General features: G+C 73.5%; 7 protein-coding genes and 1 tRNA gene. 1 reads left to right on the forward strand and 7 read right to left on the reverse strand.

The genetic code is table 11. From position 1 onward, the window contains the following. The first annotated feature begins 191 nt into the window (after window positions 1-191). Window positions 192-743: a Uma2 family endonuclease gene (locus J7I94_RS13355; RefSeq protein WP_215167286.1), complete on the forward strand. Its 552-nt coding sequence runs from the start codon at window positions 192-194 to the stop codon at window positions 741-743. Between the two features lie 211 nt (window positions 744-954). Here J7I94_RS13355 and J7I94_RS13360 read toward each other — a convergent pair whose 3' ends face one another. The 7 genes from J7I94_RS13360 to J7I94_RS13390 all read right to left on the reverse strand — a co-directional run bounded on the left by J7I94_RS13360 (window position 955) and on the right by J7I94_RS13390 (window position 15,250). After that, window positions 955-2,241: a TIGR02679 family protein gene (locus J7I94_RS13360; RefSeq protein ID WP_215167287.1), complete on the reverse strand. Its 1,287-nt coding sequence runs from the start codon at window positions 2,239-2,241 to the stop codon at window positions 955-957. Next, window positions 2,231-6,346 carry a TIGR02680 family protein gene (locus J7I94_RS13365; protein ID WP_215167288.1) on the reverse strand — a complete coding sequence of 1,372 codons (4,116 nt, stop codon included), beginning with the start codon at window positions 6,344-6,346 and terminating at the stop codon, window positions 2,231-2,233. The genes J7I94_RS13360 and J7I94_RS13365 overlap by 11 nt, the downstream gene beginning before the upstream one ends. Further along, on the reverse strand, window positions 6,343-7,758 hold the full coding sequence (locus J7I94_RS13370) for a TIGR02678 family protein (RefSeq protein WP_215167289.1): 1,416 nt from the start codon (window positions 7,756-7,758) through the stop codon (window positions 6,343-6,345). The genes J7I94_RS13365 and J7I94_RS13370 overlap by 4 nt, the downstream gene beginning before the upstream one ends. 13 nt (window positions 7,759-7,771) lie before the next feature. Then, window positions 7,772-9,319 carry a TIGR02677 family protein gene (locus J7I94_RS13375; RefSeq protein WP_215167290.1) on the reverse strand — a complete coding sequence of 516 codons (1,548 nt, stop codon included), beginning with the start codon at window positions 9,317-9,319 and terminating at the stop codon, window positions 7,772-7,774. Between the two features lie 187 nt (window positions 9,320-9,506). Then, entirely contained in the window at window positions 9,507-12,671 is a 3,165-nt protein-coding gene (locus tag J7I94_RS13380; protein ID WP_251075098.1) for a DEAD/DEAH box helicase, read from the reverse strand. Between the two features lie 801 nt (window positions 12,672-13,472). Further along, a tRNA-Thr gene (locus J7I94_RS13385) sits at window positions 13,473-13,546 on the reverse strand. 129 nt (window positions 13,547-13,675) lie between these two features. Then, a complete protein-coding gene (locus J7I94_RS13390; protein WP_215167291.1) occupies window positions 13,676-15,250 on the reverse strand; it encodes an alpha/beta hydrolase in 1,575 nt (524 codons plus the stop codon). Window positions 15,251-15,366 lie beyond the last annotated feature (116 nt).

Genomic DNA, 15,366 nt, shown 5'->3' on the forward strand with positions numbered 1-15,366 from the left:
GGTGCACGCCGCCCCTGGAAGTCCCCAACGCCACCTGTTGGGTCCGAACACTTACGGGCCCAGCTCACGCCCATCGTCACAGCGCCCGCTCGTGCGGACGGTTCCCCCAGTGGTGCGCGCACGCCACGGAAGTCCACCCGTGGGACGGCTCTGTTCGCCGTATCATGACGGCACACGGGAAGGAGCCCTCCATGAGCGTGGACTCGATCATGCACACCGAGTTCCCCAAGGGGTACACGGTCCTGTTCGGGGCCGACGGAAAGGTGATCATGACCCCGCAGAGCGAAGAGCACTCCAGCACCATCAGGTCGATGCAGATCGACTCTCTCGCTCTCGGCCGTCACGCGAAGGTCACCTCCGACGTCTACATCGACTTCCCCGCCGACGAGAACTCCGCCCCCGACCTGGCCATCCTGCGCGAGGACGCGCGCAAGGAGGGCAAGCGCTACAGCTTCGAGGACGTCCTGCTGATCTCCGAGGTCGTCTCGACCTCCTCCGCGCGCAAGGACTACGACGACTGCACCGCCAAGTACGGGCGCTACGGCATCCCGATCTACCTGATCGTGGACCCGTACGCCCAGGAAGTCGTCCTGCACACCCAGCCCACCGGGTCCGGCTACATCGCGGCACACACCCACGCATACGGCACCGGCAAACTCCCCATCCCTCTGGCCGACGGCCGCACCTTCACCCTCGACCTCGACGAGCTCCCCCGACCCGAGCCGGAGACCGACGCCCACTGAGAAGAGGCGCCCCGAGGCACGAACGAGGACGTCCAGGAATCCTGGCTCGGGCCGCTTGCCGCTGCCGAAGCCCGGCAGCCGGTCGGCGATGACGCGATCATCGAAACCGCCGATGAAGAGTTCCATGTCCCGGTGACCGGAATGGGATCCCCCCAGGGACGGCAGAGGGAGTCGGCGTTCGGGATCGTTCTCCTCGGGCGCTGTCGCCGGGTCAGGCACGGGTGAGGTCGGACAGGAGGGCGGGCAGGAGGCGTTCCTCCATGACCGTGCTGCCCGACGCCTCCATCGCGAGGGCCAGTTGGGGGTCCCAGGGACTGGCCGCGGGCGGTCCCGCGAGCGGTGTGGACTCACCCTCTCCGAGTGCCGCCGTGTAGTCGGCGGCCGTCATCCGCCAGAGGCGGGCGCCGTGGCGGGCCATGGCGTCCGCGGTGATGCGCAGGCCGGCCCAGTCGAAGTCGGCACGCCAGTGCAGCCGGGCTCCCGCGCGTACGGCGTCGCCGAGCAGTTTGTGGCAGGCGGCGGACGGGACGCCCTCGGTGCACACGAGGGCCGCGCCGGTGTCCTGGAGTTCGCCGGCGGCGGCGCGCAGTACGGCCGGGTTCTCGCAGACGAAGATGGCGCGGGCGGCGGGGACGACAGGGTCGGTGGCGAGTTGGTGGAGGGTGAGCCGGAAGGGGATGCCGAAGTCCGCGGCGTCGCGCAGCCAGTCGCAGACCACGGTGTCCCCCTCGGCACCGATGTTGAGGACCAGGACCTGGCTGGCGAGGTCGTCGGCGATGGCGCCGACGCTCTCCCACATGGCGCGCCGCCCTGCCCGCTCGCGCGGGACGGCGCACCCGTCACCGGCGCGCTGGGCGAGGGCACGCAGGACGAGCTGTTCCAGCGGAGCGCCGGGCACGAGGGCCTTGGTGTCGCCGGTGGCCCACTCGGCGAGCACCGGAAGCGGCAGGACACCGGGGACCCGGTTCAGGGAGCCCGCGGAGCGGCCCCCGTCAACGGTCAGCCTTTCCAGGACGCGCACCGCCGCGTCGAGAAGCGGCGCGTCCCCCCGGCGTACGAGACGGGTGAGAGTGCCGTCGGCGGCGATCCGCTCCAGCCAGGCGGCGAACCACCCCTGCCCGGCGAGCCGGCTGGAGTGGGCTGACTTCAGGGCCTGGTCGCGGCTCGCTTCCTCGTCGGCCCGTTCGGCCGGCCGGTCACGCAGCGGACCGTGCAGCCGGCCGAGGGTCTGGAGGAGACCGGTGCCGTACCGGCCGCACAGATACCCGTCCAGGTCACGCAGGGGTACGGCGAGGCGCTTGGCGGTCTCGGGCCGGTAGCGGCCGGTGATCCCGATCACGGTGCGGCGCTCGGCCTCGCTGGGCCCCGTGAGCCCGATGTCGCCGTCGAGCGCGCCGCCGGTGCGCTCCAGCCGGCGGCGGGCGGCAGCCAGCAGCCGGATCCATCCCTCGCCCCGCAGCTCGTCGTACCCGTCGCTCGCGGGCCGCTCAGCCGGCAACTGCGGCCTCCTCGGGCGTCGGGATGCGCCGGGTGCCCGGCGAGCCGAGGGCCGCGGTCAGATCACCGGTGTCGTCGGCGAGGAGCCGGTGACCGTCCCAGACGAGCAGCAGCGCGGAGACGGTGTGGTCGACGGCGGTGTGCGCGAGGTCGTAGTGGGCGGCGGCGGACACGGAGGCGTGGGCGGCCCACAGGTCGTAGCCGGTCATGAACAGGTCGAGGTCGAACTGCGCGGCCAGTGACATGAGTTCGCCGCGCCCGGTGTCGTCCACCCCGGCGAAGGCCTCGTCCAGGGCGAGCAGACGCGGGGCGTGCGGATCGGCGGAGTTGAGCATGGCGTGCGCGGCGGCGAACAGCGGCAGGTGCAGCGACACGGACTGCTCACCGCCGGACAGGCGGCTGTGCCGGGCGCGGGTGAGTCGCTCCTCGCTCTTGTCCGGGCGTACGAGCTGGAACGCGAACTGCCGCCAGCGCCGGTAGTCAAGGGTCTCGGCGAGCAGCTCGCGGTAGGGCTGGTCGCGGTGACGGGCGCGGGCGGTCTTGATCTGCGCGGCGAAGTGGACGCGCACCCGGGCCAGCCCCTCCGGGCCGAGGCGGGCAGCGTCGGCGTCGAGGAGGGCGCAGACCGCGCGCTGCTCGTCGTCGAGATGGTCGGCGAGCAGCCAGCTCACCCCGACCGTCGTCCCCGAGGACATCTGCCGCTTGCGCATGTCGGTGTTCATCCGCCGGATCAGGTCGCGGGCGTCGACGGTGCGGTCGTGGATCTGCTGGGCGAGCCGGGTGAGCAGGGCGTCCTCCAGGATGCGCTGCTCGGAGTCGGAGAGCAGTTCGGCCTGGTCACGGCGGTGGGAGGAGATCTTCTGGGCGAAGGCGGCGACCGGCAGCGGGCCCTCCTCGTCGGCCACGCGGACGAGGATGACGCCGTCGGAGCCGTCCCATTCGGGCCGGTAGTCCTGTCCGGCCGCGGCCAGCTGCGCCTGGAGGTCGTCCAGGGCCTTGGTGAGCCGGGTGACGGACTGCTTGAGGCTGGTCTCGGTGGGGGCGAGGTCGCGGGTCGCGGAGAGGATCGCCTCGTGTACGGCGGCCACGGCCGGCGGGAGTGCCTCACCGGTCCAGTCGGCCTCCTGGGCGGGCCAGGCGAGGCCGGGCGGGCAGCGCAGGATGTCGAGGAGTTCGCGGGCGGCGTACGGGCGCAGGGAGCGGGCGGTGTCCTTCTCCTCCGCCGCGGCGACCGACCGGGCCTCGGCGGCGGCCGTACGGCGGGCCTCGGCCGCGGCGGTGCCCGCGATCGCGCCGTGCTGAGCGGTGCGGGCCGCCTCGGCCTCCCCCACCAGCGCGTCGATGCCGTCCTCGGTCTCCTGGACCTGGCGCATCACCTCCTGCGCCTCGGCCCCGACGGCTGCCTGGAGGGCCTCAAGTCCCGCGGCCTCCTCGGCGTGCCGGCGGCGCGCCACGCGCTCGGCGTCCGCCGCCGCCTCCTCGTCCTCGGCGGCGGCGGTGAGCCGGTCGGCGGCGGCCTCGGCGGCCTCGGTCTGGCGGGCGTGTTCGCGGCGGCGGGCGGCGAGTTCGCGGACCGCCGTCTCGAAGGCGCGGGTGGCGGCCTCTACGGCGTCGACGCGTTCGGTCTCGATGGCGTGCTCGGCCGCGGCGCGGCGCAGGGCGCGCTCGGCGACCGAGCAGGCGGCCACCGACTCGTCGTACGCGGCCCGGGCGGCGTCGGCGGCGTCGCGGGTGGCGCGCAGCCTCGCCGCGGCCCGGTCGAGCCCGCGCAGCGCCTGTGTGATGCCGGTGGTGCGGGGCAGGGCGGCGCGGGCGGCGGCATACGCGTCGAGGGCGGCGTCAGTACGGGCCTGCGCGCGCGCCACCTCGTCGAGCTGGGCGGAGAGTTCGGCCAGCAGCGTCTCGCAGGCGGCGATCCGGGCGGCGCGCCGACGGGCGCGGGCGGTGGCGCCGACGTACTCGGCGTGCTCCTTGGTGTGGGCGCCGACCAGGGCCCCGGCCGCGTACCGGCCGTCGGGGCCGATCTGCGGGATGCCCGAGTCGAGGTCTCCGGTGACGGCGACGGAGCGCAGTACGGCGGTGATCCGGGCGGCGGTCGGGATCGCGTCGCCGGTGTCGGGGGCCTCGGGGCGCAGGAGATCGGCGAGGCTCGGTCCGCTCACCGGGGCGCCGGCACGGAGGTAGCCCTCGCTGTGCCCGGCCGTCACGGGGGTGTCCTCGGCTGTGACAAGGGCGTCGAGGAGGCCCGATGCCTCCAGGGCCGCTTCCAGGCCAGCTCGTTGACGGTCCGTCAGGTCGTCGTCGAAGTCGACGAGCCGCCACAGCGGAACGCCCTCGCCGGGCGCCCGGTCGGCGGTGCGGCCGCGGGCCGGGGGCGGGGCGTCGTCGTGTTCGGCGGCGATCCGGTCGCGTTCGGCCTCCGCATCGGCGCGGCGGCGCTCCACGTCGGTGCGCTGGGCGCGCAGGGCGGCGAGGGTGTCGCGCACTTCCTGCACGGCGGGCGCGGTGGCCTCGGCGAAAGCGTCGGCGAGCGTGAACGACTCGGCCTCACCGGTAAGTTCGAGAGCTTCGGCGAGTCGGCCGGTCCCCTCCTCGGTCAGGAGTTCGCCATGTGTGCCCATCCACTGGCCGAGGGCCGTACGGGCCTGTTCGCGGGCGGCGTCGAGGACCGACTCGGCGGCGGTCTCCGCGGTTTCGGCCGCGGTGACGGCCTCCTCGGCACGGTCGAGGGAGACCCGGGCGAGGTCGCGGGTCTGCTCGGCGCCGCGTGCCGTCTGCTGGGCGGCGCGCACGGCCCGGACGCCCTCGTGGCGGGCGGCGGCGAGTGCGGCGGAGCGTTCGGCGAGGCGGGCGGGCTCGGCGTCGGCCGGGGTCCAGGGCAGGCCGGCGGTGTGGGCGTGGTCGGCGACAGTCGCGGCGTCCCGGGAGACGGCGGCGTCAAGTTCGGCGGCGAGCCGTGCGGCGTGTTCGGCCTCGGCGCGGGCGCGGCCGGTGGCAGCGCTGCGGCGTTCGCGTTCGGCACTCGCCTGCCGGGCGGTCTGCTCGCAGGTGCGCACCAGGCGTTCCAGGTCGGCCAGTTGCTCGATGGCCTGGTAAGCGGCGGAGGAGCGCAGTTGGTCGAGCCGGGAGCGCTGGGCGGCGAGCGCCGCGTCGGCGGACTCGGCGCGCGTCACGGCGGTGGCCTGCTGCTCGCGGGCCGCCGCAAGATCTGCCGCGGCGGCGCGCAGGGCGGCGGCGCGCTCGGCGGTCTCGGTACGGCGGGCGGTGAGCCGGTCGGCGGCGGCGCGGGCGTGGACCCGCACATAGGTGGAGTAGCTCGCGAGGAAGGCACGGGTGGCGTCGTCGGCGGCGGCCAGCCCCTCCAGCGTGCGCTGCACGGACTCCATGTCGTCGAAGGAACGGGCCGCCTCGGCGATCAGGTCGTCGTCGAGCGGGCGCAGACCGGCGGTGAGGGTGTCGGAGAGCTTGGCCGGGTCGAGGTTCTTGGCGAGCTGCGGACGGCGCAAGGTGAGGATGAGGGTGAGCAGTTGCTCGTACCGCTCCGGGCCGAGACCGAACAGGCGCTGGTCGACGGCGGCGCGGTAGTCGGCCGTGGAGGCGATCAGTTCGCGGCCGAGTTCGGCGGCGAGCTGCTTCCTTGTCATCGGCCGGTCGTCGTCGGTGAGGAGGGAGAAGTCCTCGCCGACGCGGCCCTCCGCGACGAAGTGCCAGCGCGCAGGTGTGTCGCGGTGCCGCTGGGCGTGCAGCCCGATGCCGCAGGTGACGGCCTGGCCGGTCTCCCGGTGGGTGAACTCGATCCAGACGTAGCCCAGCGCGCTGTCCTGCCCGCGGAAGAGCAGGTTGGACTTCATCGTGCGGTCCTCGGCGGCGAACGGGTTGAGCCGCTTGGGGTCGATACGGCCGTCGAGGACGAACGGGAAGAGGACTTCCAGGGCCTTGGTCTTGCCCGATCCGTTGGGGCCGCGCAACACCAGCCAGCCACCGGCGAAGGAGAACTCCTCGTCCCGGTAGTCCCACAGATTGATGATCCCGGCACGAGTGGGGACGAACCGGGCGGCGGAGGCCGTGAGTGAGGGGGTAACCGGAGTGGGAGCGGGGGTGCTCACGGAGTCGGGTCCTTGGTGGTGTCGTCGACGAACAGGGCGGTCTGGGAGGGCGGCCCGGCCGCTGTACGGGTTCTCACGCGGGCCGTGACCCCCCGGTAGCGAGCGAGCAGCGGAAGCGCGAGGGCTCCGCCGTCGACCCGGACGATCAGCGACATGGCGGCCAGCAGGTCGAGGGCCTCGCCGAGCAGCCGGTCCGGGTCGCCGCGCAGATCGGCGGCGAAGCCCGCTCCGTACTCGACGGTGATCTCCCTGAGCCTGCCCCGGAGCCAGGAATCCGTGACGAAGGGGTAACGGGTCTCCGTCGGCCCCTGACCCTCGCCGCCGGGTGCCTCGTACGCCGACTCCTCGTCCGGTTCGGCGAGTTCGGTGATCAGCCCGCGCAACGGCAGGGCCGCGTCGATACGCCGGGCGCGGGCCGCGAGGCGTTCGGCGGCGGTGGGCGCGGGCAACAGTTCGAGGGCGTGCCGTCCGGACCGCTGCACGGCGGCGCTGATCCGGGCTGCGAGCAGCAGCGCCGCCTGCGCGACCGTACCGCCGCCGGGGAAGCGGAGGTCGGACAGCCTGCCGGAGGTGTCGATGAGCGCCACGCCCTCGGCCCGCCGCTCCACCGTCAGCCCGGTCAGCCGCTCCAAGTCCTCGGCGAGGGCGGGGGCCCGCAACTGGCCCAGAAGTTCGGTGTCGGCGTCGGCGTAGTACGCGACCGGGTTCTCCAGTACCAGGCGGCGGGCGCGGCGCGCCTGGTCGCGACGCTGGGCGGCGCGGCCGACGGACAGGCCCATCGCGCCGGAGGAGTCCAGCAGCGCGGTGACCGAGGTCAGATGCTGCAGGACGCGGGTCGGGTGGTGGACGGCGAGGAGAATCTCGCGGTCGATGTCGTACAGGGCCTCAGCGCGTTCGGGGTCGCCGGCCCAGGCGGTGGCGGAGCCGTCGGCGAGGGTGAGCGCGCCTCGCTCGGTGAGCCAGGTGACGGCGTCGACGAAGGCGTCCCGGTCGGGTTTGCGCGCGGTGTCCAGGCCGAGTCCGTCGATGCGTACGGCGTCGGCGGCGACCGCGTCGGCCAGTTCCCCCAGCGCCACCTGCGCGCCGTGGCGGCCCAGCGCCGCGAGGGTGAGGACGAGGTAGGCGTAGCGGCGCCGGTCGAAGGGCCGTCCCGCGCGGGTGAGGGCCGGGCGGGTGGCGTCCAGGCCGTCCTGGGCGCGCTGGAGCCGGGCGGTGTCGGCGGTGGTCACGAGCCGGTACCCGAGCACGTCCATCAGATCGGTGCGCAGATGGTCGGCCCAGCGGCGCACGGTCGCCAGCGCCGCCCTGTCCGGGTACCCGGGCGTGATCAGCGGATGCCGCAGGACGAGCCGTACCGCTTTCTGGTAGTCGGCGAGTTCGAGCGGGGAGACGCCCTCGGCGACACGGCTCATGCGGTGACCTCGCTCATGCGGTGACCTCCAGGCGCAGCCCGTCGAGATGGAGGCGGCCACGCACGGTGTCGACGGTGGTGGAGCCCTCGGCGGGAGTGAGGGTGAGCCGTACCCCGTGGGCGGCGCCGGAGGCCGCGGTGACCCGGCGGCTGGCGGGGACTCGGGCGGCGAGGGCCACGTCCAGCAGGGCCAGCAGCGCCCGCGTCTCGGGCTCGTCGAGCGTCCGGCCGTACACCCCGTCCGACGCGAGGGAGTTCGCGGCACTGCGCCGCTCGGCCTGTTCCTTGAGCTGCTCGGCGCGGAGCAGCGCCCGCCGGTCGTCGTCGCGGTCGATGCGGCCGGGGCCGTACAGGGCGGGGGTGCGGCCGGACTGGACCAGGGTGCGGGCGAGTTCGACCGGTTCGGCCTCCCACCAGGACGTACGCCCCGGGATCCGCTCGGGGTCGGCGTACGGGACGGCGATGTGGCGGGGCGCACCGAGCCCGAAGACCGCCTGGAACAAGGCGTGCGCGTCCTCGTCGCTCTCGCAGGAGGTGAACCACTGGGCGAGATGGCGCAGTTGGCTCTCCCGGCTCACCCCGCCCCGGCGCGCCTCGGTGACCCGGCGCAGCAGGGCGAGGACGGAGCGGATCGCGGTGACGGTGGCGTCCTGCAGCCGCTCGGTCTCGCTGTGCTCGCGCTCGGCGAACCAGTGGACGATGCCGTCCCACCGGTGCCGCCAGTCGGCCAGCCGCTCGGCGGGGCTGCGGAAGAGCCGTTCGTCGGCTTCGGCCGCGTACTCGATCATGCGGTCCACACCGGTGGCCGCGGCCTTCTCGACCGCTTCGGCGAGCAGCGGGGCGTAGCGGCCGAGCTCGGCGGTGAACTCCCGCATGTGCGCGAGGAGCGTGTCCTTGTGGGCGAGGAACACCTCGGGCCGGGTGTCGTTGGTGCGCGCCAGGTCGCCCAGCATGAGGTAGAAGCGGGCGGCGCGCTGCGCCATCTCGTTCAGCACGGAGTCGAGGCGGCCGAGCTTGCGGTACACCTCCTCGCCGTCGCCCGCGGTGTTGGCCTCGGCCAGCGCGCGCAGGTCGCCGAGGATGTCGGGGAAGACGAGGCGGGAGAGCTGGGCGTCCTCCAGGCTCGCGCCGAGCACGTCCTCCACGGCCCGGTACGCCCGGTATCCGGCCTGGGTGAACTGGTACACGTAGTGGCGGTTGCGGTACTCGGCGAGGTTCGCGGCGCGCGTCCCGTCGTACGACCGGTCCAGCACCTGCCACTCCGCGAGCGCGTCGAGCAACGGCTGAACGCCGGCCGAGCCACCCACGGCGCCCGCGGCGGGATGGTCGACGGCGAGCCGCTCCAGCAGCCCCACCGCGTCCGAAGCGTGCAGCAGTACCTGGTAGTTCGCACGTCCGCGGTCGAAGGCCCGCAGCAGCCACAGGTACTCGTGACGCTTCTCGGCGGCGGCGAAGTGGAACAGCCGCAGCCGGTCGTCGAGGGAGAACGCGTCGATACCGAACGCGCCCTCGTCGACGGGGTCCGGGGCGTGCGGCTCCGGAGCGTCGGATTCGTCACTCACGGATCTTTCGGCTTCCCTTGCTTCAGCTGATACTCGTCCGGCTGGAGACCATCGGATCCGCACCAGTGTGCCGTACCCCGACCGGTGCGTGTAAGCCGCTCCCCGGCCCGTGCCACCTGTGCTACCTTGCGCCCGCTTCACGCCGCTACCGGGCGGTGGCCGCCGTGGAGACCGCCCTGCGGCCGGCTCAGAGACGGATCGCCGCGTACACCCCGAGCCATCCCGTCCCCAGCCGGTCCCCGCGTGTGAAGACGGCCGCTCCGGTGCGCCCCGCCGACAGATCGGACGGGTCGTCGGGCGGCAGAAGCAGAGTGTTCTCCTCACCGTCGCCGCTGTGCAGGGTGGTGGTCGTACCGTTCCACAGCCGGATCACGGAACCGGGCGGAGCCGTCACCCGGACACGGTCCTCCCGAAGGTCCAGGCGGACGCCGGTGGCGCGCTCCGCGAGCAGTTCGCGGTAACGGTCCGGGGGCAGGGTGCAGTCGTTCGGCGGTGTCGTACCGTTCCAGTCGGGGGCTTCGACGCCGCGGGCGCGGGCCGCGCGCCACATCCGGGGCACGAGATCGGCTGCGAGCGGGGCGGTAGCCATCCGCTCGCACATCCACAGCAGCCGTCCCGCCCCTCGGCCGGGCCCCAGTGTCCGCCACCGGATGCGCTGGGCCAGGTCACCGACGACGACGGCCGCCCAGGGGTGCACAGTGCCGAGGGGGCCCTGCGCGCCGAGCCAGGCCAGGTAGCGCTGGGCCTCGGCCAGGATGCCGGTCATCGAGTCGACGGGGATGCCGAGGACGTAGCCGGGCCGACCACGGAAGAGGCGCGGTCGGTCGGCGACGAGGTGGAGGACCGCGCGGGCGAGGTCGCCGGCCACAGCCTTCGGCTCGTCCTCCGCCGGCTCGCCGCTCTCCTCCGGCTCCTCGTGCTGCTGCTCCGCCTCGCGCAGTACGCGGCGCAGCGCAGTACGGGCCCGGTCGGTGAACGGTGCCTGTTCCAGCACCGGGAGGCGGGTGCTGAGAAGGGCCGCCAGCAACCGCTCGGCGGTGAAGGCGTCTTCGGGCACGGGGGCCTCCCGCACCGCGGTGGCCAGTTCGTCGGCGAGGGCGGCGTCCACCATGAAGCGGCTGGTCAGCCTGCCCAGCGGGCTCGTCTCCCAATGGTCCTCGTCGGCGACGGTGCGCAGACAGCCCGCCGTCGTGAGGAACCTCTCCGCCTCGCGCAGGGGTTCGACGCCGGCGTTTCCCTGGTGCGCGGCCAGCGTCCCCGCCCACCACCGCTGCGCCTCCTCGACGCTGCACACCCGTTCCTGGACTGCCTCGGCCAGGAGGTGGTCGGGCAGGTGGTCGCCCAGCCGGGACCGCACCGTGTATCCGGCGGCCAACCGGGCCTGCCAGTGCGCCCGTTCCGCCGGGTCGGCGAGCAGGAACGCCCAGCCCTCCCGCTCCCCGGCACCGATCCGGCCCGCCCGCCCGAACATCTGCTGGACCATGGACACCTCGACGCGGTCCAGGCCGATGGTGGTGTCGGCGACGATCACGGCCCGGGCGGGGAGGTTGACGCCCGCGGCGACGGTGGAGGTGGCGACCAGGATGTCCGCCTCACGGGTACGGAAGGCCTGCTCGGCCTCCCGCTTGTAGGGCCAGTCCCGGTAGTGCAGCCGCACCCCGGCCTTGGTGCACAGCCGCTGGACGACTTCGGCGTCGTCCGCGTCCACACCGCCGGTCGGCACACCCCGGTCGGCGGCGAGCGCCAGCGCGGTGGCCCGCACCCGGCGCTTGCTGCCGCAGAAGACCAGCACACTGCCGCCGTCCGCACCGACCCCGCGGGCGATCCGTACGGCGACCTCGGTGCGGACGGCGGCCCGCGCCGCCCAGTCCGCCTCGTCCACCGACGGCAGGACGGGCAGCTGCCAGGTCAGCCGGGTCGGCCGCCAGGCGGTGCGGACCAGGCGGGCACCCAGCCACTCGGCGACCTCGTCCGCGTTGGCGACCGTCGCCGACAGCCCGACGATCCGCGCGCCCGTACCGTCCTCCCGTACCCGCGCGAGCAGCGCTTCCAGGACGGCCCCACGCGCCGGATCACCGAGCAGGTGGATCTCGTCGACGACCAGGCAGCCGACCTCGGCGAGCGCGTCGCGCAGCGATCCCGCGCGGCAGATCGCCTCGAACTTCTCCGTGGTCGCCACCCACACATCGGCCGCCCGGATCAGCTCGGTGTCCACGGCGGCCTCACCGGTCAGCCGCACCACGCGCAGGCCCCGGCGCCGCCACAGCTGAAGCTCCCGGTCGAGTTCGTCGGTGAGCGAGCGCTGCGGCACCAGCCAGGCGGCCTTCTTGCCCCGGGCATGCGCGTCCAGCGCCGCCACCATGCCGATCGGGGTCTTGCCCGCGCCGGTGGGCGCCACCACGACCAGGTGCCCGGTGCCCTCCCGTACGACGGGAACGGCAGCCGCCTGGGCCGGGTTGAACGCCGGATGCGGCAGCAGCGCGGCCCACTCGGCGGGCACCAGCTTCTCCACCGGTACGTAGGTTGCCCCGTCGTACTCCGGCAACTCCTCCAACGCGTCCCACTGCGCTGCGAAGGCGTCCCGGGCCGCCACCGCCCAGGGACCCGCGGCCGGGACAGCGCCACGCGGACCGACCACGACCAGATCCGTACGGCCGCCCAACTCATCGACCGTGCCGACCTGTTCGGCCTCTTCCCAGTAGCGGCTGACCCGGTACGGGACGCCGCGCCCGGCGAGCAGGCTCCGCAGCACGTCGTAGCCCGGGCCCTCCGGCAGGATCACCCGCACGTCCTCGGCCGCCGCGACCGCCTCCTCGGTGGGGCACCAGTCCGGATCGGTCACCTTGCACCACAACAGGGCCCGCTTCTCGGCCTGCTCCGGCACGGCCAGGTCCTCCGGCCACGCCGGACGGTGTCCCCCGCGCACTGCCCCAGGGAACTGCCCGGGAACACGGATCGCGGTCACGGCGACCCCGAGACCACTCGGGCAGGGCCCGGGCGGCACAGGCGCGGACCCCGAAGGTGCCGCCGTGAGCTGGTCGTACGTCTTCACTCCCAGGTCCGCGAGGCTGAACGCGGTGGGGCAGGCAGGGCAGATGAGAGCGGCGTACCGGTACACCCGCCCCTGCGACTCGTACGGCCTGCGGAGCGCATGCAACTCCCCCTCACAGACGGGACAACGACGCCCCACCCGTTCCTCGTAGACCCAGCCGGGCTCGACGAACCGCGCCGGGAGCACCCCGCCCAGGGCGACACCCCACCGCCGCCACACCACCTCGGCGACGGACCCCTCCGCGCCCGCCCCCGACTGTGCCGGGACGCCCCCGTCCATCACTCCGTCCGCGCTGCGCATACCGCGACTGTGGCATGTCGTGATCTACACCCGCAGGCGGTTCATCCGTCTTCCACCACTACGGGTTCCACCACTATGAGCGAGGCTTGTGCTCAACCGGCCAAGGAGTCACGGTCTCGCCGCGCGACGCCTACGGACGGCGCGTTGTCGAGCGGCCACAACAGCACGGCACCCTGACCAGTATCCGCCGAGCCCACGTCATCCCGCACCGTGCACCAACGCCGCACAGACCGGCCCCGGCTGGATCGGCCGTCACGGCTGTTGTCGTAGGTCGCGAGGTCCAGGGCCGACGCAGCCAAGGCCGAGGCCGCCAAGGCGGTCGCCGACGCGGCCGATCACGCGTACACGACCGCGCAGGCGGCCAAGGGCGTCGGCGCCTCCACGCAGCAGATCACCGCGCCGGCCGACGACGCGATACAGCTCGGCTCGCCCTACTGGGACGGCCGGTAGTGAAGCAGCGCGTCGTCGCCCGCGCCTCAGGAAAACCCGGCCGACCGCGCGATTGTACGGATGGCACAACTCCCATGCGAAATCCGCGAGGCTGACCGAGGAACCATCTGCACGCCCTCTGCACGCCTGGCCACCAAATGGCCACCAGCTCGAACCGGACGGGGGCGGGGAGATCGACAGCCATGAACAAATGCCGAGGTCACAGCCCCGCAATCCACAGCCGCCACTGGCCGTCAACTCCACACCTACGCATTGCGATGCACAGACTGCACGTGCCCGATTGGCCCGAATTCCAAGGTCAACCAAAACAAGAAACCCCAGGTCAGAGGCCTAACCTGGGGTTCACCACAGAGCCGCCTTCGGGATTCGAACCCGAGACCTACGCATTACGAGTGCGTTGCTCTGGCCATCTGAGCTAAGGCGGCGTGTCCTGCGCACCAGGGTGCGATCAGCGACGTCGGTAAGTCTACACAGTTTCGCGGGGTGCTTCGTACCGGCCCCGGGTGGGCCCCGGAGCCGGTGCGGGGCCGGTGCGGGGCCGGTGCACGGGCCGGCTACGAGCAGCGCTTTCCGTCCGCCGGGGCGGTGCCCCGCAGGAGGTAGGTGTTGATCGTGGAGTCGACGCAGGTGCTGCCGCGGCCGTAGGCGGTGTGGCCGTCGCCGTCGTAGGTGAGGAGGCGGCCGGAGGAGAGCTGGGCGGCCAGGGACCGGGCCCAGCGGTACGGGGTCGCCGGGTCCCGGGTGGTGCCGACCACCACGATGGGTGAGGCGCCGTCGGCGGTGATGCGGCGGGGTTCGCCCGAGGGCTGGACCGGCCAGTACGCGCAGTTCAGGGAGGCCCAGGCGAGGCCCTCGCCGAAGACGGGGGACGCCTTCTCGAAGTCGGGGAGCGCGTCGCGGACCTCGCCGGGTGAGGAGAAGGCCGCCGGGAGGTCGAGGCAGTTCACGGCGGCGTTGGCGGACATGAGGTTGCTGTAGGTGCCGTCGGGGTCGCGCTCGTAGTAGCTGTCGGACAGGGCCAGCAGGCCGGTGCCGTCGTTCTTCCGCATCGCGGCCGTCAGGGCCTCGCGCAGCTGTGGCCAGGCGCCCTCGTCGTACATGGCGGCGATGACGCCCGTGGTGGCCAGGGACTCGGTGAGTGCGCGGCCGTCGGCGTCGCCGGTGCGGACCGGCCGGGCGTCCAGCTTCTCGAAGAACGCCTTCAGGTTCTTGCCCACCTGGTCGGGCGTGGTGCCCTTGCCGCCGAGCGGGCAGCCTGACCGCCGTACGCAGTCCTCGGCGAAGGACCGGAAGGCGGTGTCGAAGCCGGCTGTCTGCTCCCTGTTCAGCCGCCGGGCGGGGAGGGAGGGGTCCATCGCGCCGTCCAGCACCAGCCGGCCGACCCGGTCCGGGAACAGCCCCGCGTACGTCGCCCCGAGGAACGTCCCGTACGACGCCCCCACGTACGTCAGTTTCTCGTCGCCCAGCGCCCCGCGCAGCAGGTCCATGTCGCGGGCCGTCTCGACGGTCGAGACGTGCCGGAGCAGCTTGGGGGCATCGGTGGCGCAGCCCTCGGCGAAGTTCTTGTAGGCGGCGACGAGCGCCTCGGTCTCCCGCTCGTCGTCCGGAGTGACGTCCGTCCGCGTGTACGCGTCCATCTTCCGGCCGTCGAGGCACTCCACGGGCTCGCTGCGGGCCACGCCCCTCGGGTCGACGGCCACCATGTCGTAGCGGGCGCGGACCTCCTCGGGGTAGCCGACGCCGGCGTACTGCTGGAGGTAGCCGACCGCCGAGCCGCCCGGTCCGCCCGGGTTCACCAGCAGTGATCCCAGCCGCTTCCCCGGGCCGGTGGCCTTCTTGCGGGCCACGGCGAGGCGGATGTCCCCGCCGGACGGGCGCGCGTAGTCGAGGGGCGCCTTCATCGTGGCGCACTGGAAGCCGGGGACACCGCAGTCGCGCCAGCTCAGTTTCTGCCCGTAGTACGGCGACAGGCCCGACGGCGTGGCCCGTGGCAGCGCGGCCAGCGACGCTTCCGAGGCCGGGCCGGCGGAGGTCGACGCGCCCGTCGAGGAACACGCGGCGGCGAACAGCGCGGCGGTGAGGAGTGCGAGACCGGTACGGGTTCTGCGGAGAGTGCGCCTTGTGTGCATCCGGCGAGCGTAACGCTCCGCGACGGATTGAACGCCGTGCGTGCTCGATGTGCCACGGATGAGTTACCCGGCCCCCTCCCTCTCTGCTCCTCTCTCTGCCTCCGGTCTTTCCCGGG

This window comes from Streptomyces sp. ISL-12, from assembly GCF_018614415.1.
Lineage (GTDB): Bacteria > Actinomycetota > Actinomycetes > Streptomycetales > Streptomycetaceae > Streptomyces.

Excerpts from the sequence above, each read along its gene's own strand:
- J7I94_RS13355 (WP_215167286.1), top strand. The coding sequence starts at position 192 with ATGAGCGTGGACTCGATCATGCACACCGAGTTCCCCAAGGGGTACACG.
- J7I94_RS13370 (WP_215167289.1), bottom strand. The coding sequence starts at position 7,758 with ATGAGCCGTGTCGCCGAGGGCGTCTCCCCGCTCGAACTCGCCGACTAC.
- J7I94_RS13380 (WP_251075098.1), bottom strand. The coding sequence starts at position 12,671 with ATGCGCAGCGCGGACGGAGTGATGGACGGGGGCGTCCCGGCACAGTCG.
- J7I94_RS13390 (WP_215167291.1), bottom strand. The coding sequence starts at position 15,250 with ATGCACACAAGGCGCACTCTCCGCAGAACCCGTACCGGTCTCGCACTC.